This is a genomic window from Brachybacterium phenoliresistens (assembly GCF_000576425.1).
In the GTDB taxonomy this organism is placed as follows: Bacteria; Actinomycetota; Actinomycetes; order Actinomycetales; family Dermabacteraceae; genus Brachybacterium; species Brachybacterium phenoliresistens.
The window spans coordinates 107546-122632 of the sequence record NZ_KK069995.1 but is presented as its reverse complement, the minus strand read 5'-3'; the positions used below and the strand labels follow the sequence as shown (position 1 = coordinate 122632).

Below are 15087 nucleotides of genomic sequence, written 5' to 3'. Positions count from 1 at the left end.
CCGACGCGAGGCACCGCCCAGGACCAGACGCATACGTGACGCAGGACTGCCCGCCTCCCCGCGGACGACAGAGAAGGAACACCGCAGACATGACCAAGCACAACACCCACCGAGCCGCCGGCCGCGCCCGCAACGGTGCCACCCGCTTCGCCTACAAGGGCATCGGTGGCGCAGCCATGCTGGGCACCGTCGTCGTCGGCTCCGCCTTCGCCGCGCAGAGCGCCTCCGCCGCCCCCGCGGCGCCGGCCGCCCCGGCCCCCGCCGAGCTCACCGCGACCGAGGTCTCGACCACCGCGCCCGACCAGGCGCAGGTCTCCACCCTGCTGTCCTCCACCAAGACCCTCTACAAGGGCAAGAGCGGCGAGCGTGTCGAGGCGCTGCAGTCCCTGCTGAACGACGAGGGCGCCAACCTCGAGGTCGACGGCAAGTTCGGCCCGAAGACCGACGCCGCCGTCCGCGCCTACCAGGACGAGAACGACCTGCAGGTCGACGGCCGTGTCGGCCCCGAGACCCGCGGCTCCCTCTCCGGCGGCGTGTCCGTGAGCTCCTCGGACTCCTCCGCCGAGGCCGAGGCCTCCTCCTCGAAGTCCACCAGCGGCGGCTCCATCGTCGACGCGGCCCGCCAGTACATCGGCGTGGACTACGACTGGGCCGGCAGCTCGCCCAGCGGCTTCGACTGCTCCGGCCTGGTGAAGTACGTGTACGGCCAGTTCGGCATCGACCTGCCCCACAGCTCCAGCAAGCAGGCCCACGGCGGCACCCGGATCTCGCAGTCCCAGGCCCAGCCCGGCGACCTCGTCGTGTGGCCCGGCCACATCGGCATCTACGCCGGCAACAACAAGGTCGTCGACGCGGGCTCCTCCAAGGGCTCCGTCTCCGAGCGCACCATCTGGGGCAACCCCTCCTTCGTGACCTACCGCTGATCGGCCGCTGCCCGCGCAGCACCCGCCAGCACCACGCACAGGGCGTCCTTCCTCCGGGAAGGGCGCCCTGTGCGTCGTCCGCGGTTCCCCCGGGGCGGCCGGCCCTCGCGCCGCCACCGGGGCGGGCGGATCAGGGGAGGCGGTTCGCTCGCGCCAGGTTCGCGCGCAGCTCCTCGGCGTCCTGCCGCACCACATAGGCCGGGCGATCGCGCTCGACCCGCCAGGACTCGCTGAGCGGGCTCACGTCCACCGCGTCGAAGCCCAGCTCGTCGTACAGGCGCGTCACCAGCTCCACGGCCTCGGGGCTGTCGCTCGAGACCGCGAGAGCGCGCCGGCCCGGGGTCCCCGCGGGCGCGGTGTCGGTGAGGATCTCCGCGGCGGCGATGTGGTTGAAGGCCTTGACCACGGTGGACTGGGGCAGGTGCTCCTGCAGCAGCTGCGAGGTGGTGGTCTCCCCGGCGTCCAGCGCCGGGATGCGCCCGTCCCGCTCGTAGTAGTAGTTGTTGGTGTCCAGCACGATCTTCCCGGCCAGCGGCTCGACCGGGATCTTCGAGATGGCGTGCAGGGGCACCGTCACCACGACGATGTCCCCGGCCGCGCCGGCCTCCTCCGCCGTGGCGGCGCGGGCCTTCGGCCCCAGCTCCGCCACGAGCTCCGCGAGCGTCTCCGGGCCCCGCGAGTTCGCGATGACCACGTCGTACCCGGCGCCGATGACGGCCTTCGCGACCGCACTGCCGATGTTGCCTGCTCCGATGATTCCCACTGTCGTCATGTCCGCTGCAACGACGCATCGGGGCAGAGGCTTCCCGTGTGACGGCGGATGACGGGCCGGCGCAGGCCAGCAGACGTGTCGCGGAGCGGCCCGTCCCCACGGTAGCGGCCCTGCCCGCCGGACGGCCGATGCTCGCAGCGCCCGAGGAACGGGCCCTGCTGCCGGTTTCGGGCCGCCGGCCCCTGCCGGGGGCATCTCATGGCACGCTCACCCCATGGAGTCGCTGCTGGTGCTGTTGGCGTTGATCGCCATCCCGCTCTCCCCCGTCGGGGCAGCGGTCGTCGTCCTCGTCGTCCTGATGACGGACCGGGCGCGCCGCCAGGCCCTGCGGGATGCACCGGCCCTCTTCGACGAGGTGTTCGACGGTCGGGAGACGGCGGAGATCACCGTGCACCACACCTCCGCCCCGCGGGAGGTCGTCGAGCAGGGAGCGCGCGAGCGCGGCTACCGGCTGGTCTCGGAGTCCTCGCCGTCCAGCAGCGGCGCGGTGCATCGCCTCGTGTTCGAGCGGGTCCCGCCCGTCTGAGCTGCGACATGCCGGGTTGCGATCCCGATGTGCCGCGAGGCGCGGTCGCGCCGGGACGCGTGGCATCGCCGGGACGTGCGGCGACGCCGGCCCGGCAGAGCCTCAGGCCGGTCGCGGGCCCGGGCCCCCGGCCGGTCGCGGGGCGGCCCCGCGGGGCATCGGCGCGCCGGGCAGCGGGCGGCGGCGCGGGATCCAGCAGCACACCTGCGAGCGGTACATCTCGTAGGGGGCGCCGAAGCGCTCGGAGAGGTCGCGCTCCTCGTGCGGGCGCACCAGCAGATGCCAGATCGCCCCGCCGGCGAGGGCGTAGGCGACCACCATCCAGGACCCGGCGACCATGCCGACGGCCACGGCCTGGCCCACCCCGGACACGGCCATCGGGTTGCGCACCCAGCGGTAGGGGCCGGCGATCACGAGCGCGCGCGGCATCGCCGAGGGCAGCGGGGTGCCGCGGCCCAGGGTGGACATGACGTAGGCGGCCCACAGCCCCAGCGCGCTCGCGCCGATCAGCACCAGCGCGCCGGCGGCCGTGATCGACCAGGAGGCGATCGACCAGGCCAGAGCCGCCCCGTCGGTCGAGCCGTCGGGGAGGGTGAGATCCAGGCGCCATCGGCGCTCGAGCAGCACCACCGGCAGGGGGATGATCGCGAGGAACAGCGGCCAGAACACGAGGATCTGGGCGAACGTCGCGGCGAGATGCTCGCGCCGATCCCGTCGCGGCGCGGAACGGAAGGCCAGGGGGCCGATGAGCACCCGCTCCGCGGGGAGGCGCCCGTGGAGCACCACCACGCCGGCGAGGACGCTCGCCACGGTCGCCGCGATCATGAGCACGGCGCCCGCCCCGGCCGAGGTCGTCACCGTCGCGTACACGGCCATGCCCAGCGCGACCAGCGCGGTCCAGCCGAGGACGACGGGCACGGCCCGCCGCACGTCCAGCGCCACCAGCGCCGAGCCGAGCACGAAGAGCAGGACGTCCGCGATGGCGATCGGCAGGGCGGGCAGCTCGCCGAGGGTCGCGGTGCGGACGCCGGGGACGGTCGCGACGCCGAGCCACCACAGGGCACCGGCCACGGACTGCAGGGCGAAGTAGGCGCGGGCCGTCCGGCGCGGGGTCATCGGCCCCACGAGCGGAACCTCGTGCACCGTGCGGCTGGCCCTGCTGGTCATCTCATCGCCCTCCCGATGGTGCCATCGTACGACCGCGGGACCGGTGCGGAGGGCCGGATCGCCGTGGCGGCCCGGCGTGTCCCGGCCGCAGCCCGGATCGGCGGCGGACCGGTCGCCGGCGCCGTCGTCAGAACTCGGGGATCGCGACCGGCGCCCCCGTGCGCGCCGACTCGTACAGCCCGTTAATCACCGCGAGGGCGGTGCGGGCCTCGCGGGTGCCGACCCGCACCGCGCCGCCGGTGCGGATCGCCCGGACCAGGTCCTCGTACTGGAGGCGGTGCGCGTGGGCGAAGTCCGGGGCGGGGGCGGCGGCCTCGGCGGCGCCGCCGGTCCCGCGCGTCCCGCCGGTGCCGTCCGATGCCCCCGCATCGGCCCCGGCATCGTCGGCGTCGCGGCAGGTCAGGGCGATGAGACGGTCGGATTCGATGGTCGCCCCGCCCTGGTCGCCGTGCACCTGCAGGCGCACGCCGGAGCCGGGGAAGGAAGCGGTGGTCGCGTGGATGAGCCCCAGGGCGCCGCCGTCGAAGCGGATCACGCCCGCGGCGGTGTCCTCGACCTCGATGCCCTCGTGGGCCAGCAGAGCCGTGTAGCCGAACACCTCGACCGGCCGGCCCAGGAAGGCGCACAGCAGGTCCACCGTGTGCACGCCCTGGTTCATGAGGGCGCCGCCGCCGTCCAGGGCGAGGGTGCCGCGCCACTGGCCGGAGTCGTAGTACTCCTGGGACCGCCACCACGGCACCGAGGCGACGGCGCTGGTGACGCGGCCCAGGCGGCCGGCGGCGATCGCGGCGGCGACCTGCTCGGTGGCCGCGTCGAAGCGGTGCTGGCTGATCACGGCGGCCTGCACCCCGGCGGCCCGGCGGGCCTCGTCGATGCGGGCGGCCCGCTCGTCGACCACGTCGATCGGCTTCTCGATGAGCACGTGGCGCCCAGCCTCCATCGCCTCGATCGCGAGGACGGCGTGCAGCCCCGAGGGCGTGCACACGGCGACGATGTCGATGGCGTGCTCCGGGGCGAGGGCCTCGGCGAGGGAGCCGACGGCAGGGGCGTCGTGCTCGGCCGCGAGGGCCCCGGCCCGCTCGAGGTCGACGTCCACGACGGCGCCCAGCTCGATCCCGTCGGTGGTGGCGATGACCCGGCAGTGGTGGGCGCCGATCACCCCGGCGCCCACCACGGCGACCCGCAGCGGATGGTCGGGGCGGGGGACGGCAGGGGAGGGGGAGGTCATGCGGGGTGTCTCCTTCGACAGGCGGGGCGCGCGGGACGGGTCATCGGGCGCGAGGGGAGTCGTGGTCCGGTGCGCGGCGGCGGCCTCAGGCGAGGTCGCCGAAGGCCTCGAAGCGCGCGAGGCGCTCGCGGTAGTAGGCGGCGTGCGCGGCGACCGGCTCCACCCGGCGCAGCACCGGCACCTCGGCGCGGGGCACGTCGGGGGCGACCTGCTCGAGCGCCAGCAGCGCCGTGCCGCGCATGGTGGAGCGGGAGATCGCCACGTGGTCCACGGGCATGCCCAGCGCATCGGCCAGCAGATGCAGCCAGCCGGGCACCACGTCGGTCATGCCGCCGGAGAGCACGATCCGCTCGGGCTCGCCGCTGATCTCGCGCAGCTGGTCGGCGATCCGCAGGAAGGACAGCGCCAGGCCCTCGAGCGCCCCGCGCAGCAGGTCCTCCGCGGTGGTGGAGGCGGAGACGTTCGCGATCACGGCCCGCGCGCCGTCGCGCCACTTCGTGCCGCGCTCGCCGGAGAGGAACGGCACCACCAGCGGCGTCCCGGCGCTCGGCGGGGAGGACAGGAGCGCGTCGGTGTCCAGCTGCGAGAGATCCTCGGGCAGGGACGTCTGCGTGCGGATCCAGTCCAGCAGGCGCCCGCAGTCGCTCATCGCGGAGCCGACCAGGGTGCGCCCGGCGTCGACGCGGTACGCCCACAGGCCGCTGGGGAGGGTGCCGATCTCGGTGTCGACGAGCTGGCGGATCGCCCCGGACGTCGCCGTGGAGATGCCCCAGGTGGTGGCGCCCAGCGCGCCGATGCCGAGGTTCGCGGTGAGCCCGTCGCCGACCACCGGCACCCAGCGGGCGCCGTCGAGCTGCGGGAACTCCCGGGCCAGCGGCGTGCCGGCGACGTCCACCGTGTCCTGCGGGTCGCGCGGGGCGCCCAGCAGATCGGCCGAGGCGCCCGCGGCCTCCAGCAGCTCCGGCACGTACTGCCCGGTGCGGCGGTCGATCATCCCCGACCAGGCGGCCGATGCGGTGCCCAGCGCCGCCGTGCCCAGCAGGCGCAGGGCCACGTACTCGCCCAGGGCCATCACGCGGTGGGCGCGCTCGAGGATCTCGCCGTGCTGCTCGCGCAGCCACAGCAGCCGCGGCGCCAGGTAGGAGGAGTGCAGCCGCGCGCCGGTGCGGTCGTGCAGGGCGGCGGTGTCCAGCTGCTCGCGCAGCCGCGCCACCTGGTCGCGGCAGCGGGTGTCGGCGTAGGTGATGCAGGGGGTGATGGCGCGGCCGGCCTCGTCCACGACCACCAGGGAGGAGGCGAAGGTGTCGATGCCGATCCCGGCCACCGGCCCGGGCGCGCCGTCCAGGACGGCGGCGATGCCGGTGCGCAGCTCCTCGACGACCTGGTCCGCGTCGATGGTGGAGGTGCCGTCGTCCGCCGTGGTGAAGGCGTGGGGGACCTTGTGCTTGCGCCGGTCCACCTCGCGGCCGCTCGCGTCGTACAGCGCCGCCCGGGAGCCGCCGGACCCCACGTCCAGCCCGATCACGTACGGCGCGCGGGCCTCGTCGGCGGGGGTGTGGAAGCGAGGGGTCACGGGATCCTCCGGGTCGACGGCGTCGTACGTGCGATCCCCCAGCCTACGGAGCTTCGCCGCCGCCGGGAATGCGCTGGCCGCTTGTTGCCACGGCGCGTCGGGACGCCGGACCCGCCCCGGTGACGCCGGACCCGCCCCGGGGGCGGCCGGGCCGCTCCTGCTCGACGGGTCCGCGGCGCGGCAGAGGTCACGGCCCGGCCGGAGCTCCCGCCCGGCCGGGCCGCGTGCCCTCACTCCAGCACGGACTGCCCCAGCATCTCGCCCTCGGCCGCGCCCGGCGGGATCGCGAAGACCGCCGAGCCGATGGGCGTGGTCCACTGGTTCAGCAGGTCCAGCTCCGCCAGGCGCTCCTGGATGGGCAGGAACTGGGCCCGCGGATCGGCCTGGTAGGACGCGAAGATCAGGCCCGACTCCGAGATCTCGGCCCCGCCCGGATCCGGGGCGACGTCGTAGTTGTAGGCCCGGCGGAAGATCACCTGGCCGCCGTCGGCCGCGTCGACGCCGCGGGCCCGCCGCACGTGGGAGAACTCGGCGATCACGGGGAACCCGTTCTCCGTCCGCGCCGCGAAGTCCGGCGCGTCGTGCTCGCCGCCGCCGGTCAGCGGGGCGCCGTCGGCGAGGCGGCGGCCCATGGCCTCCTCCCGCCCGGTGCGGTCCAGCTCGTCCCAGGTGTCCACGTCCATCCGGATCCGGCGCAGCACCAGGGAGGTGCCGCCGGCGAAGGGACCCTCCGGGATCCACACGGCCCGATCGAAGGCCGGCGTCCCCGGCTGCGGGTTCGCGGTGCCGTCGACCTGCCCGAACAGGTTGCGCATGGTCGTCCCCGGGCGGACGGTGCCGTGGGCGCGCCGGAATCCCTGCTGGCGCCAGCGCACCGTCGCGGCGCCGCGCAGGCCCTTCAGCAGCATTCGGGCGGCATGGGCGAGGGCGAGCGGATCCTCGGCTCCGACCTGCAGCATCAGATCCCCGTCGCCGAGCTCCGGGCGCAGCGCGTCGATCGCGAAGGCGGGCAGCGGCGCCAGCCAGGCCGGCGCCTCCCGCCCCGCCCGCTGCAGCAGGCCCGGGCCGAAGCCGACGGTCACCGTGAGCCGGGCCGGGGCGGCGGCGAGCTCCGGCTCGGTGTCGGCCAGCGGCGCGGTGCCCGCCGTGAGCCGGGCCGCGTCGTCGGTGAGCACCCGCAGCATGCGCAGCACGGCGTCGCGGTCCGTCTCCGGGCGCAGGTCCAGACCCAGGAAGACGGCATGCGCCGGGGCAGGCGTCGCGATGCCCGCCTGGTGGGTGCCGTGGAAGGGGATCGTCTCCTCGCCGATGAGGGCGGTCGGCGCCGCCTCCGCGTCCGCCGCGGAGCCGGCCGCCGTGCGCCCGAGGGCGTCCTCGCGGGTCCGGACGGCGCCGGCGCCGAGGACTCCCGCCCCCGCGCCGATCCCCGCCCCGACCCCGGCGATCGCGCCGGCCCGCAGCAGGCGGCGACGGTCGGCGTCGTGGTCGCCGCGGCTCATCGGCCCATGCCCTCGTGGCCGGCGTGCTCGCCGCCGCCGTCGGAGGCGCCGCCCATGCCCTCCATGTCGCCCATGCCGTCCATGTCGCTGGCGTACTCCTCCTGGGCGCCCGCGAAGTCGCGGATCTGCGCCGTGCACGGCACCTCGGCGCCGTCCTCGAACAGCAGCACGATCTCGACGGCGTCCCCGGCCAGCAGCGGCTCGGCGAGGTCGAGGAGCATGATGTGGTCGCCGCCGGGCTCGAGCACCAGGGTGCCGCCGGCGGGGATCTCGAACCCGCCCTCCTTCTCCTGCATGGACATGCCGCCGGAGCCGTCGGACGCGGTCTCGTGCAGCTGGATGGTGGGCGCGGCCTCGCTGCGGGCGCCGACCAGGCGCATCGGCGCATCGGCCGTGCTGGTCAGGGTCGCGAAGGCGGCGGTCATGCCGGACTCGGCGGCCTTGACCCAGGCGTCGGCCACGGCGATCGGGGCATCGGCCGGGGCGGAGCCCGCCCCGGAGGAGTCGGCGGCGCCCCCGCCGTCCGAGGCGGCGGAGCCCGGGGCAGGGGTCGGATCGGAGTCGTCGGGGCCCGTGCAGGCGGCCAGGCCCAGCAAGCCCAGGGCGAGCAGGACGGGACGGCGGGCAGGAACGGATGCAGTCATCAGAGGGGTCCTTCGCAGGATCGTCGGATGGCGCCGGGACAGGATGTCCGGGCGCCGCTTCAGGAACCGACGAGCTGCGGGGGACCGCGCCGCAGCAGCGGGCGCAGCAGGGCGCGACGGCGCCGCGGCAGATGCGAGACCGGCGCGGACGGGCGGCGTCGCGCCGGGAGATGGAGATCGGGAACGCGCAGCGGCGTCAGCACGCGGGCGAGGATCGCGCCCACCAGCGTGGCCAGCTCGAGGGCGCGCAGCAGCACGCTCTCGCCGCGATGCAGGACGGCGACGGTCGCCGCGGTGGCGGCGAGGTGCCCCAGCAGCATCGGCCCGCTGAGCTGGGCGGCATGGGCGAGATGCTCCGCCCCCAGCGATCCGGCGGGCTGGGAGGCGACGGGGAGGGAGGCGCCGAGGTGCAGGTGCACGCCCGGGGCGTCGGAGAGGGCCGCGGCGCCGCGGCTCGGCGTGCCGACCACGAACAGCAGGTGGAAGAGCCCCTGGCTGGCCGCGACCGCCATGGCCAGGCGCGCCACCGAGAACCGCGAGCCGGCCAGCACCGTGCAGACGGTGATCGACAGCCACCAGGGCAGGGCGATCCCGGCCCAGGCGGGCACATCCCCGCCGCCGAGCACATGGCCCAGCAGCGCGACGGCGGTCGCGAGGGTGGCCGCGAGCGCTCCGCGCACGAGGCGCAGCGGCTCCCGTCCGGTGCTCATGCCCCCAGTGTGGCCCCTTCGCGCGGAGCTGTCAGATCCAGGACGTCCGGCACGGACCTCACGTAGTCCCGGGCCATCTCCCGGGTGCGGCGGATGATGTGCTGCGCGGCGGGGTTGTGCTGGACGCCCTCGTGGACGATCACGCGCAGGCGGCGGCGCGGGCCCATGCCGTCGAGCGGGATCGCGACGACGTCCGGGCGCAGCCCCAGGGTGATCAGCGTGGGCTGCACGCTCACGAAGTCCCCGGAGGCGACGAAGCCCAGCACCACGGAGAAGTCCGGCGGGTTGACCTCGATGTTCGGCGAGAAGCCCGCGGCGCGGCAGGCGGAGCCGATCCGGTCGAACCACACCGAGTCCGGCGGGTCGTCGGTCGCCCACGCGTACTCCGCCAGGGCGGAGATCGGCACGCTGGAGCGGCCCGCCAGCGGGTGGTCGAGCCCCACCAGGGCGCTGTACCCCTCCTCGATGAGGTCGATGACCTGGTAGCGCGGGGTGGGCAGGTCCGTCGAGTCGTCGCAGATGACGACGTCCGGCACGTACCCCGGCGGCCAGCCGCGGGTGCAGTCGCGCAGCGTCAGCTCGAGGGCGAGATCCGGGAAGCGGGAGCGGACGTCCTGCGCGATCACCGGCACCCACTGCGCCGCGACGGAGCTCGCATAGGCGAAGCTGAGGCTGCCGGTGCGCCCCTCCCGCAGGTTCCGGGCGGTGCGGGCCAGGGCGTCCAGCGCCTCCAGCGCCGCGCCCGCCTCCTCGGCGAGCACCCGGCCGGCGGGGGTGACGACGATGCCGCGCCCGGAGCGCTCGATGAGCTCCAGGCCGGTCTCGCGCTTGAGCGCGGACAGGTGCTGGCTCACCGCCGACGGGGTGTACCCCAGCGCCTCGGCGCTCGCGCGGATGCTGCCGGTCTCCACGACGGAGCGCAGCACGCGGAGCTTGAGCGGGTCGATCATCGCCCCATGCTACGTCCGATGGGACCCGAGACTGTTCATGATCGCTGAACGGAGGGGTAGGAACGTTCGCTTGTCCTACCGCATCGCCGGGCCCAGGATCGAGACATGACCTCCTTCGCCATCGGCCTCGCCCTCATCCTCCTCATTGCCGTCGTGACCGTGGCCCTCGGCGCCCTCTCCCACCGCATCGCCGCCCGGATCGACGGCGGGCGGCCCGGCCGGATCGCCGCCGAGCTGCGCCCCGACGCCCTCCAGCCCCGCTCGCGCCTTGTCGGCGAGGACGGTCGGGCCCGCGAGCCCATGCCGCGCCTGTCCGACCTCGAGCGCGACGGCCTCCCGCACCACACCATCACCTTCGTCGGCCTCCGCTGACCCCCTCGGCCGGTGCCACGGCCCGACGCGCGGCCCGCCCCGCGGCCCGCCGCCACGATCGCCGCGCGGCCCGCAGTGGCGACCGCCGCCTGACGAGCCAAATCCGGCCGAATCTGGCTCGTCAACCGGCGGTCGGCGGCAGGAACCGGGGGAGCGGGGAGAAGGATCGGTCCTGGCGTGCGCCCGTCGCCGCATCTCGGCTGATCCTCCTTCGCAGCACGGCCGACGGTGCGGGCGCGTCCCCTCGGGCCGCCGCACGCGCCACGCGGGCCCCGCCGGACGTGGGCGCCTCGGTCGCCGGGGTCCTCGGTCGGATGCTCGAAGGGGACCGGTCGACCGCCGCCTGATGAGCCAGATTCGACGGCGGTCTCAACCGGTCGCCCCCGTACCCTCGAGGGGTGAAGATGAGTCGTGGTCGCGCAGTGGGGAGTGCTTTCTCCGCGAAGGAGATGGCGTTGCTGGACCTTCTGTGCAGCGGGGATCACCCGTCCCGTGAACCGGCCCGCGAGCAGCTCCGCGTCGCGTCATGGGGTGGGTACCAGCTCGACGAGTGCGACTGCTTCCTCATCTCGGTTCCCCAGCTGCCGGAGGCAGCCCGAATCCGGCACGGTGGCGGCCCGTTCTCCACCGTGGATGTATCGCGCGCCGGAGAGGGGCTCGGCCAGCTCGATCTGTGGGTCGTCGACGGTTACCTGCACTCCGTGGACTACATGACCTACGACGATCACGAGATGCTCCCTGACCTCGAGGACGACACTCTCGAGCCGCTCTCCTGAGCCCCTCGGGCTCCCGCCGGACCGGGCACCATCGTCGCCGAGGTCCCCGGTCGGATGCCCGACAAGGAACGGTCGAGTGCCGACTGACGAGCCAAATCCGACCGGATTTGGCTCGTCAGGCGGCACTCGGCGGGCTGGTCGTCAGCCGTCAGCCGCCTGGTGGCGGCCGCTCGCCCGGGTCAGCTCCGGCCGAAGCGGGCCGGGGGCAGCGGGGGCGCGACGGCGGCCGGGCGCTCCTGGAGGAGGGCGAGGGTCTCGGCGACGCCCCGTTCCAGCTGCGGATCGGTGCCCGCGACCCAGGCGTTCGGCGGGAAGGGCACCTCGATGTCCGGCTCGACGCCGTAGTTCTCGATCGACCAGTCCACGCCCTCGAACCAGCTGGCGTACTTCGGCTGGGTGACGCCGGTGCCGTCCACCAGGTCGAAGCGGCCGTCGATGCCGATCACGCCGCCCCAGGTGCGGGTGCCGATCACCGGGCCGATCCGCATGGCCTGCGCGACGGCGTTGACGATGTCGCCGTCGGAGCCGGACTCCTGGTTGGTCACCAGCACCACGGGGCCGCGCGGGGCGAAGGACGGGTAGGTGTCGGGGCGCTCGTGGCGGGGGTAGCCCCAGGACAGCACCCGGCGGGCCAGCCGGTCGGTGACCAGCTGCGAGGTGTGGCCGCCGTTGTTGTAGCGCACGTCCACGACGATTCCCTCGCAGGCGGTCGCCTCGCGCAGGTCCCGGTGCATCTGCGCCCAGCCGCCGGAGACCATGTCGGGGATGTGGAGGTAGCCCAGGCGCCCGCCGGACAGCTCGCGCACCGCCTCGCGGCGGGAGGCGACCCATGCCTGGTAGCGCAGCTGGGTGTCATCGGCCAGCGGCACCACGACCACGCGGCGCTGCGTCCCCTCGCGCTCGAGGACGATCTCGGTGGGCCGGCCGGCGGAGCCGATCAGCAGCTCCTCCACGCCGCGGCGCGGATCCACCGGGCGCCCGTCCACGCGGACGACCGCGTCGCCGACCTGCGCGGCGACGCCCGGGGCCAGCAGGGGGCTGCGGGCCTCGGGGTCCGTCGACTCGCCGGGGAGGATCCGGGCGATCACCCAGCGCTCGCCGTCGCGGCGCAGGTCCGCCCCCAGGTGGGCGGGGGTCTCGGGCAGGTCGGTGTGCAGGGCGCGAGGCATGACGTAGGCGTGGGAGGTGCCGAGCTCGCCGACGGTCTCCCAGAGCATGTCGGCGAAGTCGTCGTCGGTGACCACGCGATCCACGGTCTCGTCGTACCAGCTGGTCATGGCGTGCCAGTCCTGGCCGTCCATGTCCTCGCGCCAGTACTGCTGCGCCATGATCCGGTAGTTGTCCCACAGCATGCCGCGGCGCTCGGCGACCGGATCCACCGTCAGGCGCAGGCGGTCGGTGCCGATGGCGATGCGCGCCGGATCCTCGTCCTCGACCTTGCGGTCGGAGGGGACCGCGGCCCAGGAGCCGCCCTGCCGGATCACGAGCACGTCGCCGCTGCCGGAGACCTCGAGGTCGTCCACGCCCTCGGCGAGCACCGTGAGCTTGCGGTCGGCGAGGTTCCAGTGCTCGAGGACGGGCCGCGGCGGCTCCGCCTCGACCCCGGCCCGGGCGGTGCCCAGCACGCCCTCGGCGGGATGCCGGAGCCAGACGAATCCGCTGGTCACGGCCCGCAGGTGGCTCATGTGCCCGGACTCGACGGGGAAGGGGACCACGCGCTGCTCGGCGTCCTCCGGGTCGATCACCGTGCGCGGCGGGGTGTGGGCGTCGCGGGCCCCGGCGGCGCGGCCGGCGCTCGCGGCGGCGCGCGTGTCCTCCCCGCTGCCGGGGATCGGGTGCTCGAGGTCGTGGGTCCCGCCGGCGGGCGAGGCGGAGGCGGCCTCGGCCGCCGCGCCCTCGGCGGTCGCAGCGCCGCCGTCAGGGCCTCCGCTCCCGGCGTCTGCGCCGGAGCCGGCATCGGCCGCGGTGGTCCAGCCGTCCGCATCGGGGCCGAAGGGGTCCCGGGTGGTGCGCTCCAGCGGCAGCAGGAACGGGCGCTCGGAGGCGATGAAGGACAGGTCGAAGACCATGTCGTCGTACTGCGTCTCGAAGGTGCGGGCCGAGAGGAACGCCAGGTGGCGGCCGTCGGCGCTGAAGGCGGGGGCGAAGTCCGAGGTGCGGCCGCTGGTCAGCGGGCGCACCGCCGTCTCCGCATCGGCCTCCGTGTCCAGCAGCATCAGCCGGCCCAGCTGCCAGCTGTTGGGCTCGGTCCACACCAGGTGGCGGCCGTCCGGCGACCAGGCCAGGTGGCGGATCTCGCCGCCCTCGCTGCGCGAGACCTCGCGCACGGAGGCGAGCACCGGAGGCGTCGGCTCTGCGGTGCCCGGCGCGGGCGCGGTGTCCGCCGCCGGCGCGCCCGACGTCTCCGCGGCCGATGCTCCGGACGCCGATGCTCCGGACGCCGATGTCCCGGACCCCGATGCCCCGGAGTCCGGCGCCCCGGCTGTCGTCGTTCCGGCGGCCGATGCCCCGGCGGGGTCGGCCACGCCGGTGAGCTCGGCGAGCCAGAGACGGTTGTCGTGCGTGGACAGGGCGACCCGGGACCCGTCGGGGGAGGGCACGGCATGCAGGATCCGGCCGATCCCGCCGTCGGCGAGATCGGCGATGCCGAGAGCGATCTCCTCGCCGCCGGCGTCCAGGCGCCGCACGTGCAGGTCATCGGAGCCGACGCCGCCGTCGGTGCGATCGGACTGCGCCGCCGCATCGGAGACCAGCAGGGCGAAGGGCGACCGGCCCAGCGGGCGCACCTCGCGGATGCGCAGGCCGGAGCGCCCGGCCAGCAGCCGCGCCGGGCCCCCGCGGTGGGTCAGCAGGTGCGCGGTGCCGCGCCATTCGACGAGGCTCGCCCGGGCGTCGTGCGTGGGCCGCATCGCCAGCAGCGTGTCCGAGGGGTCGATGCGGCGCGGCCGGCGGTGGGCGGCGACGCCGGCGGTGCGCACCTCGACCTCGCGGGGAGCGGCGTCCAGGGAGTCCATCGCGAAGAGCCGGCCGCGGGAGGTGAACACGATGGTGCGGCCATCGGTCGCGGGCTCGCGCAGGTAGCCCTGCGCGCTGGTGAGGTCGGTGTGCCGGCGCAGGTCGGTGCCGGAGGCGTCGACCGACCACAGGTTCCCGCTCGCGCGGTCGGTGCGCTCCGCGCCGGGGCCGGGGGTGTCGGAGGCGAAGATCAGGCGGTCCCCGTACCAGGCCACGCGGGTCTTCCCGGCGAGGATCTCGTCCAGCAGCGGCTCCCAGCGGCGCGCGGCGTGCTGCTCGCGCGGGGCGTCCAGGGCCAGCGGCTCGCGGGAGATCCACAGCTTGGGGGCGGTGCCGCCCTGGTAATGCTTCCAGGCCGCGGGCTCGCGGCGCCACATCGTCACCACCACGGTGGTGCCGTCCTCGTGGATCGCGGCCTCGCTCGAGCGGCCCAGGGGCAGCAGCTCCGCGGTGCCCTCGAGGTCGATCGCCCACAGCTGGGCGTCGCGCAGGGACAGCGGGGCGCCGTGCGGGGTGGTCACCAGCACCCGGCCGTCGTCCAGCCAGCCGGCGACGCGGGTGTTGCGGTTGCCGGTGACGGTCAGCCGCACGGGGGAGCCGGAGCCGTCGGTGCGCACGACGAACACCTCCGGGCTGCCGGTGCTCAGCGAGACGTAGGCGACGTGCTCGCCGTCGGGGGAGAAGCGCGGGTAGCGGACGGGGGCGCCGTCGTCCGTGAGGCGCCAGCCCTGGCCGCCGGCCAGCGGGGCGAGCCAGATGTCGTCCGCGGCGGTGAACACCACCAGGTCGCCGTGCACGTCGGGGTGGCGCAGGTAGCTGAGGGCCGGGGCGGTTGCAGGGGTCGCGGAAGGCAGCGATGTCATGCGCCTCACCCTAGGACGTGAGGCGGACAGCGCTCACCCGCTTTTCCCAGAAGGCGGCCGATGCTCAGG

13 protein-coding genes are annotated in these 15087 nt (G+C 75.2%); 4 read left to right on the top strand and 9 right to left on the bottom strand.

What is annotated here, in order from left to right; genetic code table 11:
* The first annotated feature begins 89 nt into the window (after window positions 1-89).
* Window positions 90-923, top strand: a complete 834-nt coding sequence (locus BF93_RS11375) for a C40 family peptidase (protein WP_038372734.1) — start codon at window positions 90-92, stop codon at window positions 921-923.
* 130 nt (window positions 924-1053) lie between these two features.
* On the opposite strand, the gene BF93_RS11370 is transcribed toward BF93_RS11375, so the two are convergent.
* Window positions 1054-1695, bottom strand: coding sequence for an NADPH-dependent F420 reductase (locus tag BF93_RS11370; RefSeq protein ID WP_038372733.1), 642 nt, complete (start codon window positions 1693-1695; stop codon window positions 1054-1056).
* A gap of 214 nt (window positions 1696-1909) precedes the next feature.
* Between BF93_RS11370 and BF93_RS11365 the strand changes: the two genes are divergently transcribed.
* Entirely contained in the window at window positions 1910-2221 is a 312-nt protein-coding gene (locus BF93_RS11365) for a hypothetical protein (protein ID WP_156954131.1), read from the top strand.
* Between the two features lie 102 nt (window positions 2222-2323).
* On the opposite strand, the gene BF93_RS11360 is transcribed toward BF93_RS11365, so the two are convergent.
* The 7 genes from BF93_RS11360 to BF93_RS11330 form a co-directional block, all read right to left on the bottom strand.
* Window positions 2324-3388, bottom strand: coding sequence for a methyltransferase family protein (locus BF93_RS11360; protein WP_232226340.1), 1065 nt, complete (start codon window positions 3386-3388; stop codon window positions 2324-2326).
* 127 nt (window positions 3389-3515) lie between these two features.
* Window positions 3516-4616, bottom strand: coding sequence for a Gfo/Idh/MocA family protein (locus tag BF93_RS11355; RefSeq protein WP_051486867.1), 1101 nt, complete (start codon window positions 4614-4616; stop codon window positions 3516-3518).
* An 85-nt stretch (window positions 4617-4701) separates the two neighbouring features.
* Entirely contained in the window at window positions 4702-6189 is a 1488-nt protein-coding gene (locus BF93_RS11350; protein WP_038372731.1) for a gluconokinase, read from the bottom strand.
* A 230-nt stretch (window positions 6190-6419) separates the two neighbouring features.
* Window positions 6420-7688 (bottom strand): Dyp-type peroxidase, encoded by a 1269-nt coding sequence (locus BF93_RS11345; protein ID WP_038372730.1) that lies wholly within the window; start codon window positions 7686-7688, stop codon window positions 6420-6422.
* Window positions 7685-8332 carry a copper chaperone PCu(A)C gene (locus BF93_RS11340; RefSeq protein ID WP_051486866.1) on the bottom strand — a complete coding sequence of 216 codons (648 nt, stop codon included), beginning with the start codon at window positions 8330-8332 and terminating at the stop codon, window positions 7685-7687. Before BF93_RS11340 ends, BF93_RS11345 begins: the two co-directional genes overlap by 4 nt.
* 59 nt (window positions 8333-8391) lie before the next feature.
* Window positions 8392-9042: a hypothetical protein gene (locus BF93_RS11335; protein ID WP_038372729.1), complete on the bottom strand. Its 651-nt coding sequence runs from the start codon at window positions 9040-9042 to the stop codon at window positions 8392-8394.
* Complete coding sequence (locus tag BF93_RS11330; RefSeq protein WP_051486865.1) at window positions 9039-9992, bottom strand: LysR family transcriptional regulator; 954 nt, start codon at window positions 9990-9992, stop codon at window positions 9039-9041. The genes BF93_RS11335 and BF93_RS11330 overlap by 4 nt, the downstream gene beginning before the upstream one ends.
* A 105-nt stretch (window positions 9993-10097) precedes the next feature.
* On the opposite strand from BF93_RS11330, the gene BF93_RS11325 reads away from it, so the two are divergent.
* Window positions 10098-10364 carry a hypothetical protein gene (locus tag BF93_RS11325; RefSeq protein WP_038372728.1) on the top strand — a complete coding sequence of 89 codons (267 nt, stop codon included), beginning with the start codon at window positions 10098-10100 and terminating at the stop codon, window positions 10362-10364.
* Window positions 10365-10813: 449 nt separating this feature from the next.
* The gene (locus BF93_RS11320; RefSeq protein ID WP_038372726.1) at window positions 10814-11140 is read left to right on the top strand and encodes a hypothetical protein; all 327 of its coding nucleotides are present in this window, start codon (window positions 10814-10816) and stop codon (window positions 11138-11140) included.
* Between the two features lie 179 nt (window positions 11141-11319).
* On the opposite strand, the gene BF93_RS11315 is transcribed toward BF93_RS11320, so the two are convergent.
* Window positions 11320-15018 (bottom strand): S41 family peptidase, encoded by a 3699-nt coding sequence (locus BF93_RS11315; protein WP_038372725.1) that lies wholly within the window; start codon window positions 15016-15018, stop codon window positions 11320-11322.
* Window positions 15019-15087: the final 69 nt, after the last annotated feature.

What these genes read in the sequence shown, in the direction of transcription:
- BF93_RS11375 (WP_038372734.1), top strand. Translation starts at nt 90, where the DNA reads ATGACCAAGCACAACACCCACCGAGCCGCCGGCCGCGCCCGCAACGGT.
- BF93_RS11370 (WP_038372733.1), bottom strand. Translation starts at nt 1,695, where the DNA reads ATGACGACAGTGGGAATCATCGGAGCAGGCAACATCGGCAGTGCGGTC.
- BF93_RS11365 (WP_156954131.1), top strand. Translation starts at nt 1,910, where the DNA reads ATGGAGTCGCTGCTGGTGCTGTTGGCGTTGATCGCCATCCCGCTCTCC.
- BF93_RS11360 (WP_232226340.1), bottom strand. Translation starts at nt 3,388, where the DNA reads ATGACCAGCAGGGCCAGCCGCACGGTGCACGAGGTTCCGCTCGTGGGG.
- BF93_RS11355 (WP_051486867.1), bottom strand. Translation starts at nt 4,616, where the DNA reads ATGACCTCCCCCTCCCCTGCCGTCCCCCGCCCCGACCATCCGCTGCGG.
- BF93_RS11345 (WP_038372730.1), bottom strand. Translation starts at nt 7,688, where the DNA reads ATGAGCCGCGGCGACCACGACGCCGACCGTCGCCGCCTGCTGCGGGCC.
- BF93_RS11340 (WP_051486866.1), bottom strand. Translation starts at nt 8,332, where the DNA reads ATGACTGCATCCGTTCCTGCCCGCCGTCCCGTCCTGCTCGCCCTGGGC.
- BF93_RS11335 (WP_038372729.1), bottom strand. Translation starts at nt 9,042, where the DNA reads ATGAGCACCGGACGGGAGCCGCTGCGCCTCGTGCGCGGAGCGCTCGCG.
- BF93_RS11330 (WP_051486865.1), bottom strand. Translation starts at nt 9,992, where the DNA reads ATGATCGACCCGCTCAAGCTCCGCGTGCTGCGCTCCGTCGTGGAGACC.
- BF93_RS11325 (WP_038372728.1), top strand. Translation starts at nt 10,098, where the DNA reads ATGACCTCCTTCGCCATCGGCCTCGCCCTCATCCTCCTCATTGCCGTC.
- BF93_RS11320 (WP_038372726.1), top strand. Translation starts at nt 10,814, where the DNA reads ATGGCGTTGCTGGACCTTCTGTGCAGCGGGGATCACCCGTCCCGTGAA.
- BF93_RS11315 (WP_038372725.1), bottom strand. Translation starts at nt 15,018, where the DNA reads ATGACATCGCTGCCTTCCGCGACCCCTGCAACCGCCCCGGCCCTCAGC.